The sequence below is a fragment of the Empedobacter stercoris genome, from assembly GCF_020281205.1.
Lineage (GTDB): Bacteria > Bacteroidota > Bacteroidia > Flavobacteriales > Weeksellaceae > Empedobacter > Empedobacter stercoris.
In genome coordinates, this window is sequence record NZ_JACXZC010000010.1 from 61,549 (window position 1) to 76,309 (window position 14,761).

A 14,761-nucleotide genomic window follows, 5' to 3' on the forward strand; every position below is an offset into this window, starting at 1 on the left:
GTAACCTTTTTATAAACTTTGAGTCTATTATATAAGAAAGCAATTAACACACGTGAAATTATTTGTACTAAATCGAAAAAGTAAAGAAGAAATTTTAGTCGAACGGCTAAAAAAGAACGATGCTTTGGCGCAAAAAGAACTCTACGAACAAAGCTCAAAAAAGATGTTGAGTGTTTGTAGAAGTTACATCGAAGATATGCATTACGCAGAAGATTGTATGATTAATGGTTTTTGTAAAGTCTTTAATCATATAGAGAAATTTCAAAATAAAGGAAGTTTCGAAGGTTGGATGCGTCGTATAATGGTCAACGAATGTTTAACTTTTTTGCGAGCCAATAAAACACTTATTTATGTAGACGATGTACGGGTAGCAAATTACGATGAAGTAGATGATGACGCAGAAGAAACGTGGTTAAATTTTAATGTACAAGAAGTTTTAGATCAACTCTCAGAGCCTTATCGTTTGGTTTTTAATCTTCATATACTCGAGGATTATTCGCATCAAGAAATTGCAGATATGTTGAATATTTCTGTTTCAAGTAGTAAAACACAATTGTTCCGAGCAAAGGCAAAACTGAAAGAAATTGTACTTAGTAAAAAGAAAATGACAAATGAAAAACAACGATAAACTATCAAGCTATATAAAAAACGATTTAGAAAATCGGGAAATAAATCCTTCTCATGATGCTTGGAACAGAATACAAGCTCGTATGGATGTTGCTCCAACACGCCAAAAATCAAATTTTAAATGGTGGTTATCGGTTGCGGCTGTAGCATTCTTTGCGATTTCAACTTCGGTATATTTTTTCATGAATCAATCAGAAAATAATAACGAACAACAAGAATTTGTTCACCACAAAGAACAAAATAATCCAACTCGAACAGCATCAGATTCGAATAAAATAAATCTATCTGAAACAGTTTTGGCAGATAATGATAAAGTAGATTCATCGAAAGAAAGGATTGAAACTCCAATAAAAGAAGAGAATAGAGCAATCCAACACGGAAAAGTGCAAGTTGCAGTAAATGAAGAATCGCAACAAGTCGAGATTTTATTAACAACAAAAAAGGAGGCTGTTGTAGAAAAGAAAGAGGAATTGAAAGCTGATCCAGAACAAAAGAAAATAGTAGTAGCAGCGACAAGTTCGGATTCTATTAAAACCAACAAAAAGAAGAAAAACTTTGTTGATCCGAATATGTTATTGTATTCAATCGAAAATAAAGAAAATCTAAAAGAGCAGAACCAATCGCGAGTGGTTTCTGTCGGATTCAAATAATCCTCAATATTTACTAATAAACACTAAAATCATGATAAAAAAACTTATCGTAGCAGGATTAGTATGCTTATCAGCAACAACTATATATGCACAAAAATTCATATTTGACTTGAACGAAAAGAATGATGAAAAAATAAGTCCCATTGTTCGAGATCGTATCAGCGAATTTACCTTGGTTATTCGTCAAATCGTACAGGAAGAAAAGTCTGCTATGGAAAAGAAAATTGCAACGATTGATAAAGAATTAGCAGAAGGAAAACTAAATGCAACGGAAGCTACGGCTAAGAAAGAAGAAATTGCGAATGTCTATTCAGAAACCATCAACGATCGAATTCAGGATGTAAATTTCAATTTAGATGATATCATCAAGCAACAAGTTGCCTTTTCAATTATGAATGGCGAAGATCCTATTACACCAAAAACCAAGCAAGATATTACAAAACGTTACAGAATTGTCAATCAAATTAATGGTTACGGATCTTTTGGATATATGGCGTTTACAGGGAAAAATAATGAACAATTGGATAAACACGAAAAGTTTTCGAGTAATTTAACTGCAGGATTAATTTATGAACGACAATTGTCATTGACAAGTCCATTCAATTTCTTAGCAGGAGGATTATTTTCTTGGAGAACTTATCGTATTGATGATGATATGCATTTCAACCGCGACGAAAATGGAAATGTAGGATTGATAAAAAGTGAAAAGTCTTTAGATAAATCAAAATTACGTTCAGCTTATTTTATGGTTCCTGTAGGATTTAAATACAACTTTTCGAAGGTGAAAAACCTAACGGAAGATTTTGCTTATCGCCCACAAGGCAAACATTATATTGCGGCGTATTTGTATGGTGGTACGTTATTATCTTCAAATAATATTTACAAAGGAGATGGTGTTCGCAACAAAGAAAAAGGAAATTATAATGTGAATAATTTTATTTATGGTGCTGAAGTTACAATCGGTTTAGGTTTGATAGATGTATTTGTTAGAAAAGACTTTAATAATTATTTTAAAAATAATACGTTCGATAATCGTAAAATGATACAGTTTGGCATAAATCTTGGATTGTAAGAATCATCTCAATCATAGAATTGAAATTTTTATAACATAACATTTTTATATACTAAACCTCAGTTTTTCTGAGGTTTTTTTATTCGATAAAATATTTCAAAACAAATCTCAAAAAAACGTAAATTAGTACAAATCAAAAACAATGATAAAATCTAAACTCAGTTGGCAAACAAGCATTCCTATCATCATTTTTTTAGTATTAATGATGATTAACTTTATGTTTGTTAATGCTTTTTGGTTTGGAGGAAGTTTTTGGATTGATGAACCTTTTTTGCGCATCGGTATATTTATGATTTCTTTAATGGGTTCAATTTCCATTTTATACGATTTGACATTTAATTTGACACTATTCAGACTAAAAGAAGAAATGTTCGAGATTCGTACGATATTCAAGAAAGACGAAATTCCATATCGCGCTATTTATTATTTGTACGAAGAAGAAGATGTTTTTCGTTTGCATCGAAATCAGATTTTAACTGTTCAAACCAAAAAATCAAAATTCAAATTACGCAGTTTTTTTGATTCAAATTACGATCAAGTAAAAACTAAATTGACCGAAAAAGCAGAACAATACGTTAATTTATTGGCTTAAATAGAATTAAAAACGTCGCTCACAGAGCGACGTTTTTTAATTATTTCCATTATTTTTTAAGTAAATCAAAATGTTTTGAATCAGCACTAAAATGGCAAGCGACGTAAAAAACATAAAGCCAACATAAATGGCAACTTGCTTGTCTTGACCAATTTTTATGAAGATAAAATAAGCCAAAAGCGTTCCCATGATTTGCATCAAGACGGCGCGCCAAGCTATTTTTTTTACTACGGCAGCGTCTTTCGTTCTAAATCCAGCAATTCCTTGATAAATTGTCGGAAAAATCAACATAATAAATGCGATTATTTTTAAGAGTGTATCCATTTATATTTTTATTTCTTTCTGCATTTGTTCGACAACTTCATAAGTTGCTGGACAAATCAATGTGTTTTTTATCGTTAAATGATTTATTTGATAAAACTTTTTGCGATCGGTATGTGGGAATTCTCGACATGCTTTCGGACGATCTTCGTACACCAAACAATAGTTATCACTATCCAAAAAAGGACAAGGCAACTGCTGTAAAACGTAATCATTATCTTCGTCTATACGCAAGTATTTATCAATAAATTGACTGGGTTTTATACGAAAAACATGCGCTAAACGTTCAATATCTTTTTGTGTAAAAAGCGGTCCTGTCGTTTTGCAACAATTGGCACACGAAAGACAATCAATACGATTGAAAACATCTTCGTGAATCTCTTCCATTTTTTGATCCAAGTTTTTGGGCGGTTTCTTCTTCAACTTCTCCAAAAACTTTTTGTGCTCTTTCTGTTTTTCTTTTGCTTTCGCAAAATATTCTTCTAAGAAATGATCTCCCATTTTTCTATTTCTCCTTCTTTTACCGAAAATATTTCACAAGATTCAATTGCTTTAAAATCTTTCAGCTGATTATATCGTTCTATATCTCGGTGTTCTAACTTCTTTAGTAAATGGCTAAATTCATAATCCATCTGACCCGTTGTCACATCTATCTTGATTTTCTGAAAATCAAAATCAATTTTATTTCGGTCAAAATTATAACCTCTTCTTGTGGCTTCATCCCATATCTCAGCCAAATATTGATTAATTGCTTCAAGTGGTTTTTCTACCGATTTGAAACGACTTAATTGCGGATGATTTTTATACCCTTTTGTATTGCCTACCAAAACATTCTTTGCCAAAAGTGTTTCACGCCAAAGTGCAACTATTCCTTTTGCATCAAGGTATTTCGGATGAACAGACCAAATTCGCATTTGTATTTTATTAAATTATTTTTCTTTTTTGATCTCTTCTACATTTTTTACACCACGTAATTTGCAAAATTCATCGATAACATTGTGATGCGTAACTGTTTTATCTTTAAAATAATTCACAAAATAGTTCTTTTCTTCATCTGTTGCTTCCAATTGGTTTAAAATATTCATCAAGTGCATTTTCATGTGACCTTTCTGAATTCCTGTTGTAACCAACGAACGTAACGCACCAAAGTTTTGTGCTAAACCAGCAACAGCAACAAATCCCATTAACTCTTTTGCATTTGGTTTTCCAAGAATTCCTAACGCTAATTTTACCAAGGGATGTAAAGCTGTCAATCCACCAATTGTACCAAGCGCAGTTGGTAAATCTATCCAAAAACGGAAAATACCATCTTTTACTTCGCAATGCGTTAACGAAGAATATTGACCATCTTTTGCAGCATAGGTATGTGCACAAGCTTCTACTGCACGAAAATCGTTACCCGTAGCAATTACAACCGCATCAATACCGTTCATAATTCCTTTGTTGTGTGTAGTAGCACGATAAGGTTCAATTTCTGCAATTCGTACAGCACGCGAAAACTTTTCCACAAACTCTTCTGCCGTTACATTTCCTTCCGCTAATTGTTCTACTGGACAAGAAACTTCTGCACGAACAATACAATCGGGTGTATAATTCGATAAAATGCACATCACGATTTGAACAGAATCTTTTTCATCAGCTGTAAAAGTTGTATCAGCTTCGATTTCGTTGCGTAATGTTTTTGCAAATTGCTCTAAACATGAATTGATGAAGTTGGCACCCATCGAATCCATTGTTTCGAAAGAGGCTTTTATTTGATAGTAGTTTGCTAAATCAGCAGTTTTATCAATTAATTCTAAATCCAAAATTCCACCACCGCGTGCACGCATATTTTTGGTAATATCATTTGTCGTTTCGATTAATTGTAGTTTGATAGTCGATTCGAAAGCATTTCTCAACTTTTCTTTATCACCTTCGTACATAAAATGCACATGCCCCAACTTTGTTGTCGATAAAATAGTTGTTTTGAAACCACCACGTGTTTGCCAAAACTTAGCTGCTTTAGCAGCTGCAGCAACTACAGAAGACTCTTCAACAGCCATTGGAATGGCATATAATTCATCGTTGATTAAAAAGTTTGGCGCTAAACCAAACGGCATATAGAAATTAGAAACTGTGTTTTCAGAAAATTCGTCGTGCAGTTTTTGTAAATCTGCATCATCGTTCCAATATTGTTTCATGATTTGAATCGCTTTTTCATCGCCATTCAAATATTCATTTACAACCCATTCAATTTTTCCTTCTTTCGATAATTTCGAAAAACCTTCTACTGCTTGATGCTTCATATTGGATATATTTTATAAGACAAAAATACAAACGTTTTGAATGTTAAACTCTACTTGTTGTGTTTTTTCATTAATTTTTAACGATTTAGTAGAATAGCAAATTAAGGGAGTGCAATAAATAGAGGCTTGTTGTGTGGATTCAATCCTTTTTTTTGAAGGCAAATAGCTACGAAATAAGATTGATATCTTTAAACACGTTAAAACACCTTTTACTTGACATAAAAAGTGTTATAGGTTTTAGTAAGGTTTATTTATTGTATAAATATTGTTTATATGTAATAGTGTTAATTATTTTTTATATATTTAAATGATTAACACTTAATAATATGAGAAAAACTTTACTTTCTTTTTTCTCCCTATTTTCTATGCTTAGTTACGGAGGAAGTATTGATTCTGAAAAAACAGGACTAGGTAGTGGTAAAATGAATCCTAAAAACTTTGGTAAAACAGATAAGGGAACAGGTTATATACAAAAATCGTTAAGTGTAGGGCCAAAAGGTAATTTTAATGTAGGAGCTATGTATCAATATAGTGAAACATTTTTATTGAGATAAAAAAACAAATAACATGAAGAAAGAATGGTGGATATTAGTTGTAGTGATATTATTGCCTATGTTAAGTTTATTTAGCTATATAGGGTATATAATCTTTTCAGACAAACGAACAAATAAAGAAATATTTCTAGATATGGTTATTCCGGATGATTTTCACGAGAGAATTGACTCTATATATAGGATAAAACAACAACATAATGGATTAGTTATTTCTGGTAATAATAAATTAATTGGTTGCCCTTTTATTGATTGTGAAAAAAAAATATCAGTAGGTGATTCGCTATCTAAAGATTCTGGGAGTTTAAAATTGGAGCACTACAGAGATGGAAAATTGTTAGAAACTTTGGATTATAATGATATTTACGTAAGAGAAGGATGGTAAATAATAAATGAATTTTCAATGAAAATAATCTACTTATCATAATCGATATTATACACTAAAAGTTTTTAAGTCAAAACATTGACTTTTAATAAGTGCCGTTTCGAATAAATGATTTTATGTCTAAAACTACTCTGAAAGGTGCATTTCACCGTTGAAACGACATATCCAAATCGGACAAAAATATTATACATTCTATTTTTTTTACTATAAATAACTTCTTTTTGTAGTGATGTTTTTTTAGATAAAATATTCGAAATTTATCTTTTCATTACCCAAAATCATAAGAATTATTCGTGTTATGTTCGAGTCTTGTTCGACTATCCTTCGACTAAAAGCCCATTTTTCCGAAGAGTTCTCGAAGCATCCTCGAACAAAGGTCGAACAAGCTCAAAATCAACTCAAAATATATATCTTCGTTAGCTCTGATAAACAGAGGGATAGGAGGTGTTTTATTTTTACTTAAAGCACTTATTGTTTTGAAAATTGATTGACAAAAGTGGACAAATATGGACAAATGTGGACAGAAATGAATTGAATTGTAATTTGTGTGGTTTAATTTGTTATATTATAACTTTTTAGAGATAGAATAAGTGGATTTGGAATACAAAAAGCTTTAAAACACAGCAAAGAATCTTGTGAGTTGTTCATTATCCAAAGTGTAAAGTAGCTTTATATATTTTTTTGAAACGATAATTATAATGGATTATTCGAAAAAATGTGCTTTTAGAAAAAATAGAATTGTTTATATTTGATAGTTTGAACTCACATTTTAAGAAAACTATGAAGAAATTTATTTTAAGTTTAGCGGTCTTAGCGATGGGTGCGTATTCGTATGCACAGCAAATTACGCTCGAAGGAATTTATGGAGGTAAATACCGCGAAAGCTCATTATTTGGTGTTAATTCATTGAATGATGGAGAAAATTATACTATTCTGACAAAAGACGGATTGGTAAAACGTTCGTACGAATCGACATTGAAAAAGGGACAATCTTCTGACGTTGTAGTTGTGCCAGGTAAGTTTGAGGGATATGAATTTAGTTCGGATGAGCGCTATGTATTATTGCAAACAGAAACGAAAGGGATTTATCGCCATTCATTTACAGCGAAATTTGAAGTATATGATACACAAACGAAATCGAAAGTAGTTGTTTTTGATGGGAAGAAAATTCAAGAACCTTTGTTTTCGCCAGATGCATCTAAAGTAGCTTTTGCTTTTGAAAATAATTTATACATTCAGGATCTTAAAACAAATAAAGTAACGCAAGTTACCACTGATGGTAAAAAGAATAACATTATCAATGGGATAAATGATTGGGTTTACGAAGAAGAGTTTGGTTTTGTAAGAAATTTTGATTGGAATGCAGATGGAACGTCTTTGGCCTATGTTCGTTTTGATGAATCGAAGGTAAAAGAAATTAATATTCCGATTTACCACAACAATCTTTATCCACAAGAGTTAAGATACAAATATCCAAAAGCAGGAGAGGACAACTCGGTTGTTTCGTTGCATGTTTTTGATACGAAGAATAACACTACATCAAATGTTGATTTAAAAGGAGTTCAGAATTATTATATTCCAAAAATTAAGTTTTCTAAAAAGGCGAATTTATTAACTGTTGTAACATCTAATCGTCATCAAAATAATGTTGATGTGTCGTTTTATGACATCACAACTAAAAAAGTAAATAAATTATTTACAGAAACGAATAAAGCGTGGATTGAGACAGATAACTTAACTGTAGAGTTTTTAGCGGATAATTCGTTCTTATGGACTTCTGAGCGCGATGGAAATAATCATATTTACCATTATGCAGATAACGGAAAGTTAATCAATCAAATTACAAAAGGCGAGTGGGAAGTAACGAATTATTATGGGTATAATCCGGCAAACAAAACGCTTTATTATCAATCAAATTCTAATAATGGGAAACGTGTTTCGACAGAAAGACAAATTTCAGCTGTTAGTTTAGATGGTAAGAAAACAACGATGTTAACGAAGAATAATGGGACAAATTCGGCTGCTTTTAGTAAGAATTTTACGTATTTCATTAATACTTTTTCCTCTATCACTACGCCAAGAACAATTAGTTTAGTAGATTCTAAATCAGGCAAAGACTTAGGAGTTATCGTTGACAATACATCTGTAAAAGAAAAATTGAATGCAGATAATATTGGGACAAAAGAATTATTTGTTTTGAAAACTGCTGCAGGAAACGAATTGAACGCGTATGTGATAAAACCAAAAGACTTTGATGCAAACAAAAAATATCCTGTGTTGATGTATCAATATTCTGGTCCAGGTTCTCAGAATGTCAACAATTCGTACTTCAATTCAAACGATTATTGGCACATGATGTTGGCACAAGAAGGGTATATTGTTTTCTGTGTTGATGGACGTGGAACAGGTTATAAAGGAGAAGCATTCAAAAAACAAACGTATTTACAATTGGGTAAATATGAGGTAGAAGATCAGATTGCAGCAGCAAAAGAAATTGGAAAATTACCTTATGTTGATAATTCACGAATCGGAATTTGGGGTTGGTCTTACGGAGGATTTATGGCATCTAATGTTTTGTTTAAAGGAAATGATGTGTTCAAAGCGGCGATTGCAGTAGCACCTGTTACCAATTGGCGTTATTATGACACGGTTTATACGGAGCGTTTTATGCGTACACCACAAGAAAATGCATCTGGATATGATGACAATTCACCTATTAATTATGCAAATGATTTGAAAGGTAACTTCTTGTTGATTTCTGGATCTGCAGATGATAATGTACATGCACAAAACACATACGAATTATCGGAAGCGTTGGTACAAGCAAATAAAGATTTTGATATGGCAATCTATACCGATAAGGATCATGGAATTTATGGTGGAAATACACGTGTACAGCTTTATCGTAAGATGACAAATTTTATTAAAAAGAATTTATAACTTTCTAAAAATTTAACACAAGAAATATGAGTCAAGACAATAGTTTAGTTAAACATCTTCATAGTTTGGGGATGGACGATAAAATGGTAAATGGTCATCCTGCTGGATTATTTGTATTGTTCTTTACAGAAATGTGGGAACGATTCAGTTATTACGGAATGCGTGCATTGTTGACATTATTCTTAATCAGTACAATTGCAGATGGAGGTTGGGAATGGACAAATGCCGAAGCTATGAAATTATACGGAACCTATACAGGGTTGGTATATTTAACACCTTTATTAGGAGGAATCATTGCAGATAAATTTACAGGTTATAAAAAAGCAATTTTAATAGGTGCTTTGATTATGACATTAGGTCATTTATCAATGGCTTTTGAAGGAATAGCTCCTTGGTTTTTCTATTTGGGGTTAGGATTAATGATTCTGGGTAATGGGATGTTCAAGCCAAATATTTCTTCAATGGTTGGAAATTTATACCCTGATACAAGTGCTAAAAAAGATGCAGGTTATACAATTTTCTACATGGGTATTAACGCTGGTGCATTCTTAGGAATGTTATTGTGTGGATATATCGGTGAAAAAGTAGGTTGGCATTATGGTTTTGGATTAGCTGGAGTTTTTATGTTCTTTGGAATGTTACAGTTTTATTTTGGAGAAAAGATTTTTGGTATAATTGGAGAATCTCCGAAAGAAGTAAAAGCTTTTCATGACAAAAAAATTGCAAATCACGAAGAAGAGCCAGAAGTACAGACATCTGCTGCTGTGGTAAGAGACAGATTAATAGTTGTTGCTGTTTTAATGTTAGCAAGTATTGTATTCTTCTTAGCTTTTGAACAAGCGGGAGGGTCAATGTCTATTTTTGCGAAAGATTATACACAGCGTGTTTTAGAAGGAAATGCTGCAACAACTTTTAAATGGGTTGATGCTATTTTGACGGTTGTTCCGATAGCAATTGTAACACTGGTTTTATATGCGCTTGCAAAAAAGATTTATAAACAATACCCTCTAACCATTATTTTTACCGCAGTTTCATTTGTAATTATTTGGGGATTAGGTTTATGGAAAATTTTCAGAGAATTTAATTCTGTAGAAACAGAGGTTGCGGCATCTTGGTTTCAAATCTTGAATTCCTTTTTTATTATTGCTTTAGCTTCATCATTTAGTAAGTTTTGGGAAAAAATGTGGAATCCTTCAGGACCAATTAAGTTTGCATTAGGATTATTCTTAGTTGGAGTAGGGTTTGCAGCTTTAGCTTATGGAGCAAGCGAAATACCTCAGGGAGCAAAAACAGCTTCTGTAAGTATGATTTGGTTAATTATTGCCTATTTCTTTCATACATCAGGAGAGTTATGTTTATCTCCAGTGGGATTGTCTTATGTATCAAAATTATCTCCAAAGAAATTCTTAGGCTTATTATTTGGTTTTTGGTTTTGTGCATCTGCAATTGCAAACTTTATTGGAGGTTTCTTAGGATCGTATATAGATCAGATTGTAGAAACACATTCAATGTCTTATTTCTTTATGATATTCGCAATTATCCCTGCGATTACTGCGATTATATTAATTGCATTAAATCCTGTTTTAAAACGAATGATGCACGGAATAAATTAATAATTTGACAAAAATCATTGAATAAGTAAAAAAAACCTCTGCTTTGTCAGAGGTTTTTTTTACTTTCGTTGATTGCTAATAAAATCTAAAGGATATATTAGTGCATAGTTAAAAAATCATGAGTCAAAAATTAACGTTGGATCAAATTCAAAACTTTGAGGGAAAATACCCAAAGCAGCTTTGGCATTTGTTTATGGTAGAAATGTGGGAGCGTTTTTGCTTTTACGGAATGAGAGGAGTTCTTGCCATTTTTATGGTAGATATGTTAGGACTTACAGATGCAGAATCGAATTTGAAATATGGCGCAATCCAAGCCTTTGTTTACGCGTTTACGTTTGTAGGAGGTATTTTTGCTGATAAAATTTTAGGTTTCAAAAAGTCTTTAGTTTTTGGAGGATTGGTTATGGTTGCAGGAAACTTATTAATTGCTGCAGACCCACATCATTTCTTTTACTACGGGATTACACTGAGTATTATCGGAACAGGATTCTTCAAACCAAATATTTCTTCGATGGTTGGAGAACTTTATAAACCAGGCGATCCACGTCGTGATGCTGGTTTTGGATTATTTTATTCGGGAATTAACATTGGTGCCTTTTTAGGAGGTATTGTTTGTGTTTATTTAGGAAAACAAGTGAGCTGGAACTTAGCTTTCTTAGCTGCAGGTATTGTGATGATTATTGGGGTTGTGTTGTTCCTATTTATTAGAAATGAATTAGGACCAATTGGTGATTCACCTCTAATAAAAATGGATCCTAAAAAACGATTAATTCGCGAAATTGCAGTTTATGCAGGTGCAATAGCTTGTATTCCATTAATCTTTATTATGATTCATAATACGGCATATACAGATATGTTTATGTTTATTGTTGGACCATTAGCAATCATTTATTTTTTAATCCAATTATATAAAATTCCAGATTCTAAAGATAAAAGTAAGTTTATTGCAGCCTTTATTATGATTGCATTTTCTATTTTATTCTTTGCAATCTTCGAACAAGCAGGAGGTTCTTTAGCTTTGTTTGCGAATAAAAATTTACATTCTACTTTATTCTCAGTTCCATTAGATCCAAATATTGTAAATAACAGTGCAAACTCTTTATACGTAATCATTTTTGCACCTTTATTAGGATTAGTTTGGTTATGGATGGCTAAAAAGAAAATTGAACCAAATACAGTTGTAAAATTTGGTTTAGCGTTCTTAATGTTAGCAGGTGCATATTACATTTTCTATTCGTTAAGATTCTTTGCAGATGAAAACGGATTATCTTCATTAGAGATATTTGCTTTAGCGTATTTCGTTGTAACAATAGCAGAATTATGTCTTTCTCCAATTGGTTTATCGATGGTAACAAAGTTATCACCTAAGCATTTAGGAGGAATGATGATGGGGCTTTGGTTCTTAGCTTCTGCTTATGGACAATATTTGGCTGGTATTTTAGGAGCGGGAATGTCTTCTCCAAACGAAAATGCTTCATTAATGGATAAATTAATGGCTTATACAGATGGTTATCAACAATTAGCTTTATATTCATTAATTGCTGGTATTATTGTAATCGCTTTATCCCCATTAATTCGCAAATTAATGCAAGACGTAAAATAACTTTTAAGAAATACTTTTAACAAACAAACATGAGTTCAAAATCGGAAAATTTCTTTGATTCAAAAGTACTTGGGCATCCTTCGGGTTTGTTCGTGCTTTTCTTTACAGAGATGTGGGAGCGTTTTTCATTCTACGGAATGCGCGTTTTATTAATTCAGTTTTTAACAGCTGCAGTTATTGGTTTAAATCCAGGCTGGGAATGGTCTATTGAAAAGGCAACAGCTTTATACGGAACCTACGCAATGTTACTATACATTACGCCTATTTTTGGAGGTATTATTGCCGATAAATACATAGGTTATCGATGGGCAGTAGTTGTAGGGGCGATAATTATGACGTTAGGTCACGCTTTTATGGCCTTTGACACTCCATTATTTTTATACTTAGGATTAGGATGTTTGGTAATTGGAACAGGATTCTTTAAGCCAAACATGACATCAATCTTATCAGAAATGTATAAAGATTTCCCAGAGAAAAAAGATGGTGCTTATACAATCTTCTATATGGGAGTTAATGCTGGTGCATTCTTCGGAATGATGTTATGTGGATTCTTAGCAGAAAAAGTTGGATGGCATTGGGGATTCGGATTAGCTGGAATCTTTATGTTATTAGGAACATTGCAATTCTGGTTGGCTAAACCATTATTTGGACATATAGGTGAAGTTCCATCAAAAACTGGAAATCAAATTACTGCTGACGATGAAACACCAAAATATGAGCCAGGTGAAAAACCAAATCCTTTTACTATTTTAGATCAAATCTTAATCGTTATAATGACGTTATTAGGTTTAGGATATGCGTTCAATGATCCCTTAAATGCAATTGGAGGAATTAATTTATTTGACTTTTCAATAGGAGGATTAGCAGGACAAAATGTAGTCATTTTAATTGCATTATTCATGTTCTTCTTTGTCGTGATTCGTCGTTTAGCGAATTACACAAAAGTTGTTCGCGACCGTATGATTGCGGTTATTATTTTCGCATTCTTCGTTATTTTCTTCTGGATGTCTTTCGAGCAAGGAGCTACATCGTTAGTTATTTTTGCACGTGATAATACAGAACGTAATTTAATTGGAGGAGCTGCAATGGCATTCAATATCTTCAATACGTTATTAACAGTTATTCCATTATTGTTTATCACGTATGTATTGTTTTTGTTAGCAAAACAAACATTCAAAAAAGCTGCCGCATCTAATGTCGTTTTAGCATTTACTTTCTTAGGAATTTGGGCTGCTGCTATTTGGATGTTAAACTACAACTGGTCTTCTCACTCTTACGATGTTTCGTACCAAGCAATCAAAACAGCAAAAGTAGATGATGCAGGAAAACCTGTTTTAGACGATAAAGGACAAGCAACTTTTAACTTAGAACCAGTAACGGCTTCTTATGTTGCAAAACCAACAGATGTCATTGTAGATGACGTGATTAATTTAGCTTCTCAAGATGCTTTGACACAAGGAACGGCGATTAACATTCACAAAGAAGGAGATAAATTTGTATTAGTTTCTCCAGAAAGTTTAGTAAAATTAGATGCTGAATATAAAAATCAAAATAAACCGTCTGAAATTGTACCTGCTAAAGTTGCAGAAATTAAGGATAGTCAAGTAGAGATTACCGTTTCTTGGTTTTCTACTTTAAACTCGTTCTTCATTATTGCTTTAGCATCCTTAGTTTCTCGTATTTGGGATTCTAAATATAACCCTTCAGCTTCAGTAAAATATGGTTTAGGATTAATCATTATGGCAATCGGATTCGGTTTCTTAGCTTTCGGTTCTTACGGAATCTCAGAAGGTGTTCGTGTTTCGATTATTTGGTTAGTATTGGCTTACTTGTTCCACACATTAGGTGAACTCTGTTTATCACCAGTTGGACTTTCGTATGTTTCGAAATTAGTACCAGCACGTATGATTGCATTTATGTTCGGAATGTGGTACCTTGCAATTGCAATTGGTAACAAATTGGCAGCTATTTTAGGAGGTCAAATCGAAAATATTACAAAAGAATACTCGTTATCAACTTTCTTCTTAATCTTTACAATTGTTCCAATTGTAGCAGGTTTAATCGTTATTGCATTAAATCCAATAATGAAGAAATTGATGCACGGAGTTAAATAATAAAGATT

At 32.4% G+C, this 14,761-nt stretch carries 14 protein-coding genes; 10 read left to right on the forward strand and 4 right to left on the reverse strand.

Annotation, left to right across the window (positions count from 1 at the left end; translation table 11 throughout):
* The first annotated feature begins 52 nt into the window (after positions 1-52).
* From IF125_RS06625 to IF125_RS06640, 4 genes are all read left to right on the forward strand, one after another.
* Complete coding sequence (locus IF125_RS06625) at positions 53-628, forward strand: RNA polymerase sigma factor (protein WP_171623755.1); 576 nt, start codon at positions 53-55, stop codon at positions 626-628.
* Positions 612-1,277 carry a hypothetical protein gene (locus IF125_RS06630; protein ID WP_225541931.1) on the forward strand — a complete coding sequence of 222 codons (666 nt, stop codon included), beginning with the start codon at positions 612-614 and terminating at the stop codon, positions 1,275-1,277. The genes IF125_RS06625 and IF125_RS06630 overlap by 17 nt, the downstream gene beginning before the upstream one ends.
* 31 nt (positions 1,278-1,308) lie before the next feature.
* Entirely contained in the window at positions 1,309-2,349 is a 1,041-nt protein-coding gene (locus IF125_RS06635) for a PorT family protein (RefSeq protein ID WP_171623753.1), read from the forward strand.
* A gap of 142 nt (positions 2,350-2,491) precedes the next feature.
* Positions 2,492-2,941, forward strand: coding sequence for a hypothetical protein (locus IF125_RS06640; protein ID WP_225541932.1), 450 nt, complete (start codon positions 2,492-2,494; stop codon positions 2,939-2,941).
* A 36-nt stretch (positions 2,942-2,977) separates the two neighbouring features.
* Here IF125_RS06640 and IF125_RS06645 read toward each other — a convergent pair whose 3' ends face one another.
* The 4 genes from IF125_RS06645 to IF125_RS06660 are packed head-to-tail and all read right to left on the reverse strand — an operon-like array spanning position 2,978 to position 5,547.
* On the reverse strand, positions 2,978-3,265 hold the full coding sequence (locus IF125_RS06645; protein WP_188319512.1) for a hypothetical protein: 288 nt from the start codon (positions 3,263-3,265) through the stop codon (positions 2,978-2,980).
* Positions 3,266-3,763 (reverse strand): YkgJ family cysteine cluster protein, encoded by a 498-nt coding sequence (locus IF125_RS06650; RefSeq protein ID WP_225541933.1) that lies wholly within the window; start codon positions 3,761-3,763, stop codon positions 3,266-3,268.
* Entirely contained in the window at positions 3,745-4,176 is a 432-nt protein-coding gene (locus IF125_RS06655) for a pyrimidine dimer DNA glycosylase/endonuclease V (RefSeq protein WP_225541934.1), read from the reverse strand. The genes IF125_RS06650 and IF125_RS06655 overlap by 19 nt, the downstream gene beginning before the upstream one ends.
* 15 nt (positions 4,177-4,191) lie before the next feature.
* On the reverse strand, positions 4,192-5,547 hold the full coding sequence (locus IF125_RS06660; RefSeq protein ID WP_225541935.1) for a hydroxymethylglutaryl-CoA reductase: 1,356 nt from the start codon (positions 5,545-5,547) through the stop codon (positions 4,192-4,194).
* A 326-nt stretch (positions 5,548-5,873) separates the two neighbouring features.
* Between IF125_RS06660 and IF125_RS06665 the strand changes: the two genes are divergently transcribed.
* From IF125_RS06665 to IF125_RS06690, 6 genes are all read left to right on the forward strand, one after another.
* Positions 5,874-6,101 carry a hypothetical protein gene (locus tag IF125_RS06665; protein ID WP_225541936.1) on the forward strand — a complete coding sequence of 76 codons (228 nt, stop codon included), beginning with the start codon at positions 5,874-5,876 and terminating at the stop codon, positions 6,099-6,101.
* Between the two features lie 13 nt (positions 6,102-6,114).
* Positions 6,115-6,483 (forward strand): hypothetical protein, encoded by a 369-nt coding sequence (locus IF125_RS06670; RefSeq protein WP_225541937.1) that lies wholly within the window; start codon positions 6,115-6,117, stop codon positions 6,481-6,483.
* Positions 6,484-7,263: 780 nt separating this feature from the next.
* Positions 7,264-9,423, forward strand: a complete 2,160-nt coding sequence (locus tag IF125_RS06675; RefSeq protein WP_225541938.1) for a S9 family peptidase — start codon at positions 7,264-7,266, stop codon at positions 9,421-9,423.
* A 26-nt stretch (positions 9,424-9,449) separates the two neighbouring features.
* Positions 9,450-11,036 carry a peptide MFS transporter gene (locus IF125_RS06680; RefSeq protein ID WP_171622754.1) on the forward strand — a complete coding sequence of 529 codons (1,587 nt, stop codon included), beginning with the start codon at positions 9,450-9,452 and terminating at the stop codon, positions 11,034-11,036.
* A gap of 118 nt (positions 11,037-11,154) precedes the next feature.
* Entirely contained in the window at positions 11,155-12,639 is a 1,485-nt protein-coding gene (locus IF125_RS06685) for a peptide MFS transporter (protein ID WP_225541939.1), read from the forward strand.
* A 29-nt stretch (positions 12,640-12,668) separates the two neighbouring features.
* Entirely contained in the window at positions 12,669-14,753 is a 2,085-nt protein-coding gene (locus IF125_RS06690) for a peptide MFS transporter (RefSeq protein WP_225541940.1), read from the forward strand.
* Positions 14,754-14,761 lie beyond the last annotated feature (8 nt).

Excerpts from the sequence above, each read along its gene's own strand:
- IF125_RS06680 (WP_171622754.1), top strand. The coding sequence starts at position 9,450 with ATGAGTCAAGACAATAGTTTAGTTAAACATCTTCATAGTTTGGGGATG.
- IF125_RS06660 (WP_225541935.1), bottom strand. The coding sequence starts at position 5,547 with ATGAAGCATCAAGCAGTAGAAGGTTTTTCGAAATTATCGAAAGAAGGA.
- IF125_RS06655 (WP_225541934.1), bottom strand. The coding sequence starts at position 4,176 with ATGCGAATTTGGTCTGTTCATCCGAAATACCTTGATGCAAAAGGAATA.
- IF125_RS06635 (WP_171623753.1), top strand. The coding sequence starts at position 1,309 with ATGATAAAAAAACTTATCGTAGCAGGATTAGTATGCTTATCAGCAACA.
- IF125_RS06630 (WP_225541931.1), top strand. The coding sequence starts at position 612 with ATGAAAAACAACGATAAACTATCAAGCTATATAAAAAACGATTTAGAA.
- IF125_RS06665 (WP_225541936.1), top strand. The coding sequence starts at position 5,874 with ATGAGAAAAACTTTACTTTCTTTTTTCTCCCTATTTTCTATGCTTAGT.
- IF125_RS06675 (WP_225541938.1), top strand. The coding sequence starts at position 7,264 with ATGAAGAAATTTATTTTAAGTTTAGCGGTCTTAGCGATGGGTGCGTAT.
- IF125_RS06645 (WP_188319512.1), bottom strand. The coding sequence starts at position 3,265 with ATGGATACACTCTTAAAAATAATCGCATTTATTATGTTGATTTTTCCG.
- IF125_RS06650 (WP_225541933.1), bottom strand. The coding sequence starts at position 3,763 with ATGGGAGATCATTTCTTAGAAGAATATTTTGCGAAAGCAAAAGAAAAA.
- IF125_RS06670 (WP_225541937.1), top strand. The coding sequence starts at position 6,115 with ATGAAGAAAGAATGGTGGATATTAGTTGTAGTGATATTATTGCCTATG.
- IF125_RS06690 (WP_225541940.1), top strand. The coding sequence starts at position 12,669 with ATGAGTTCAAAATCGGAAAATTTCTTTGATTCAAAAGTACTTGGGCAT.
- IF125_RS06640 (WP_225541932.1), top strand. The coding sequence starts at position 2,492 with ATGATAAAATCTAAACTCAGTTGGCAAACAAGCATTCCTATCATCATT.
- IF125_RS06685 (WP_225541939.1), top strand. The coding sequence starts at position 11,155 with ATGAGTCAAAAATTAACGTTGGATCAAATTCAAAACTTTGAGGGAAAA.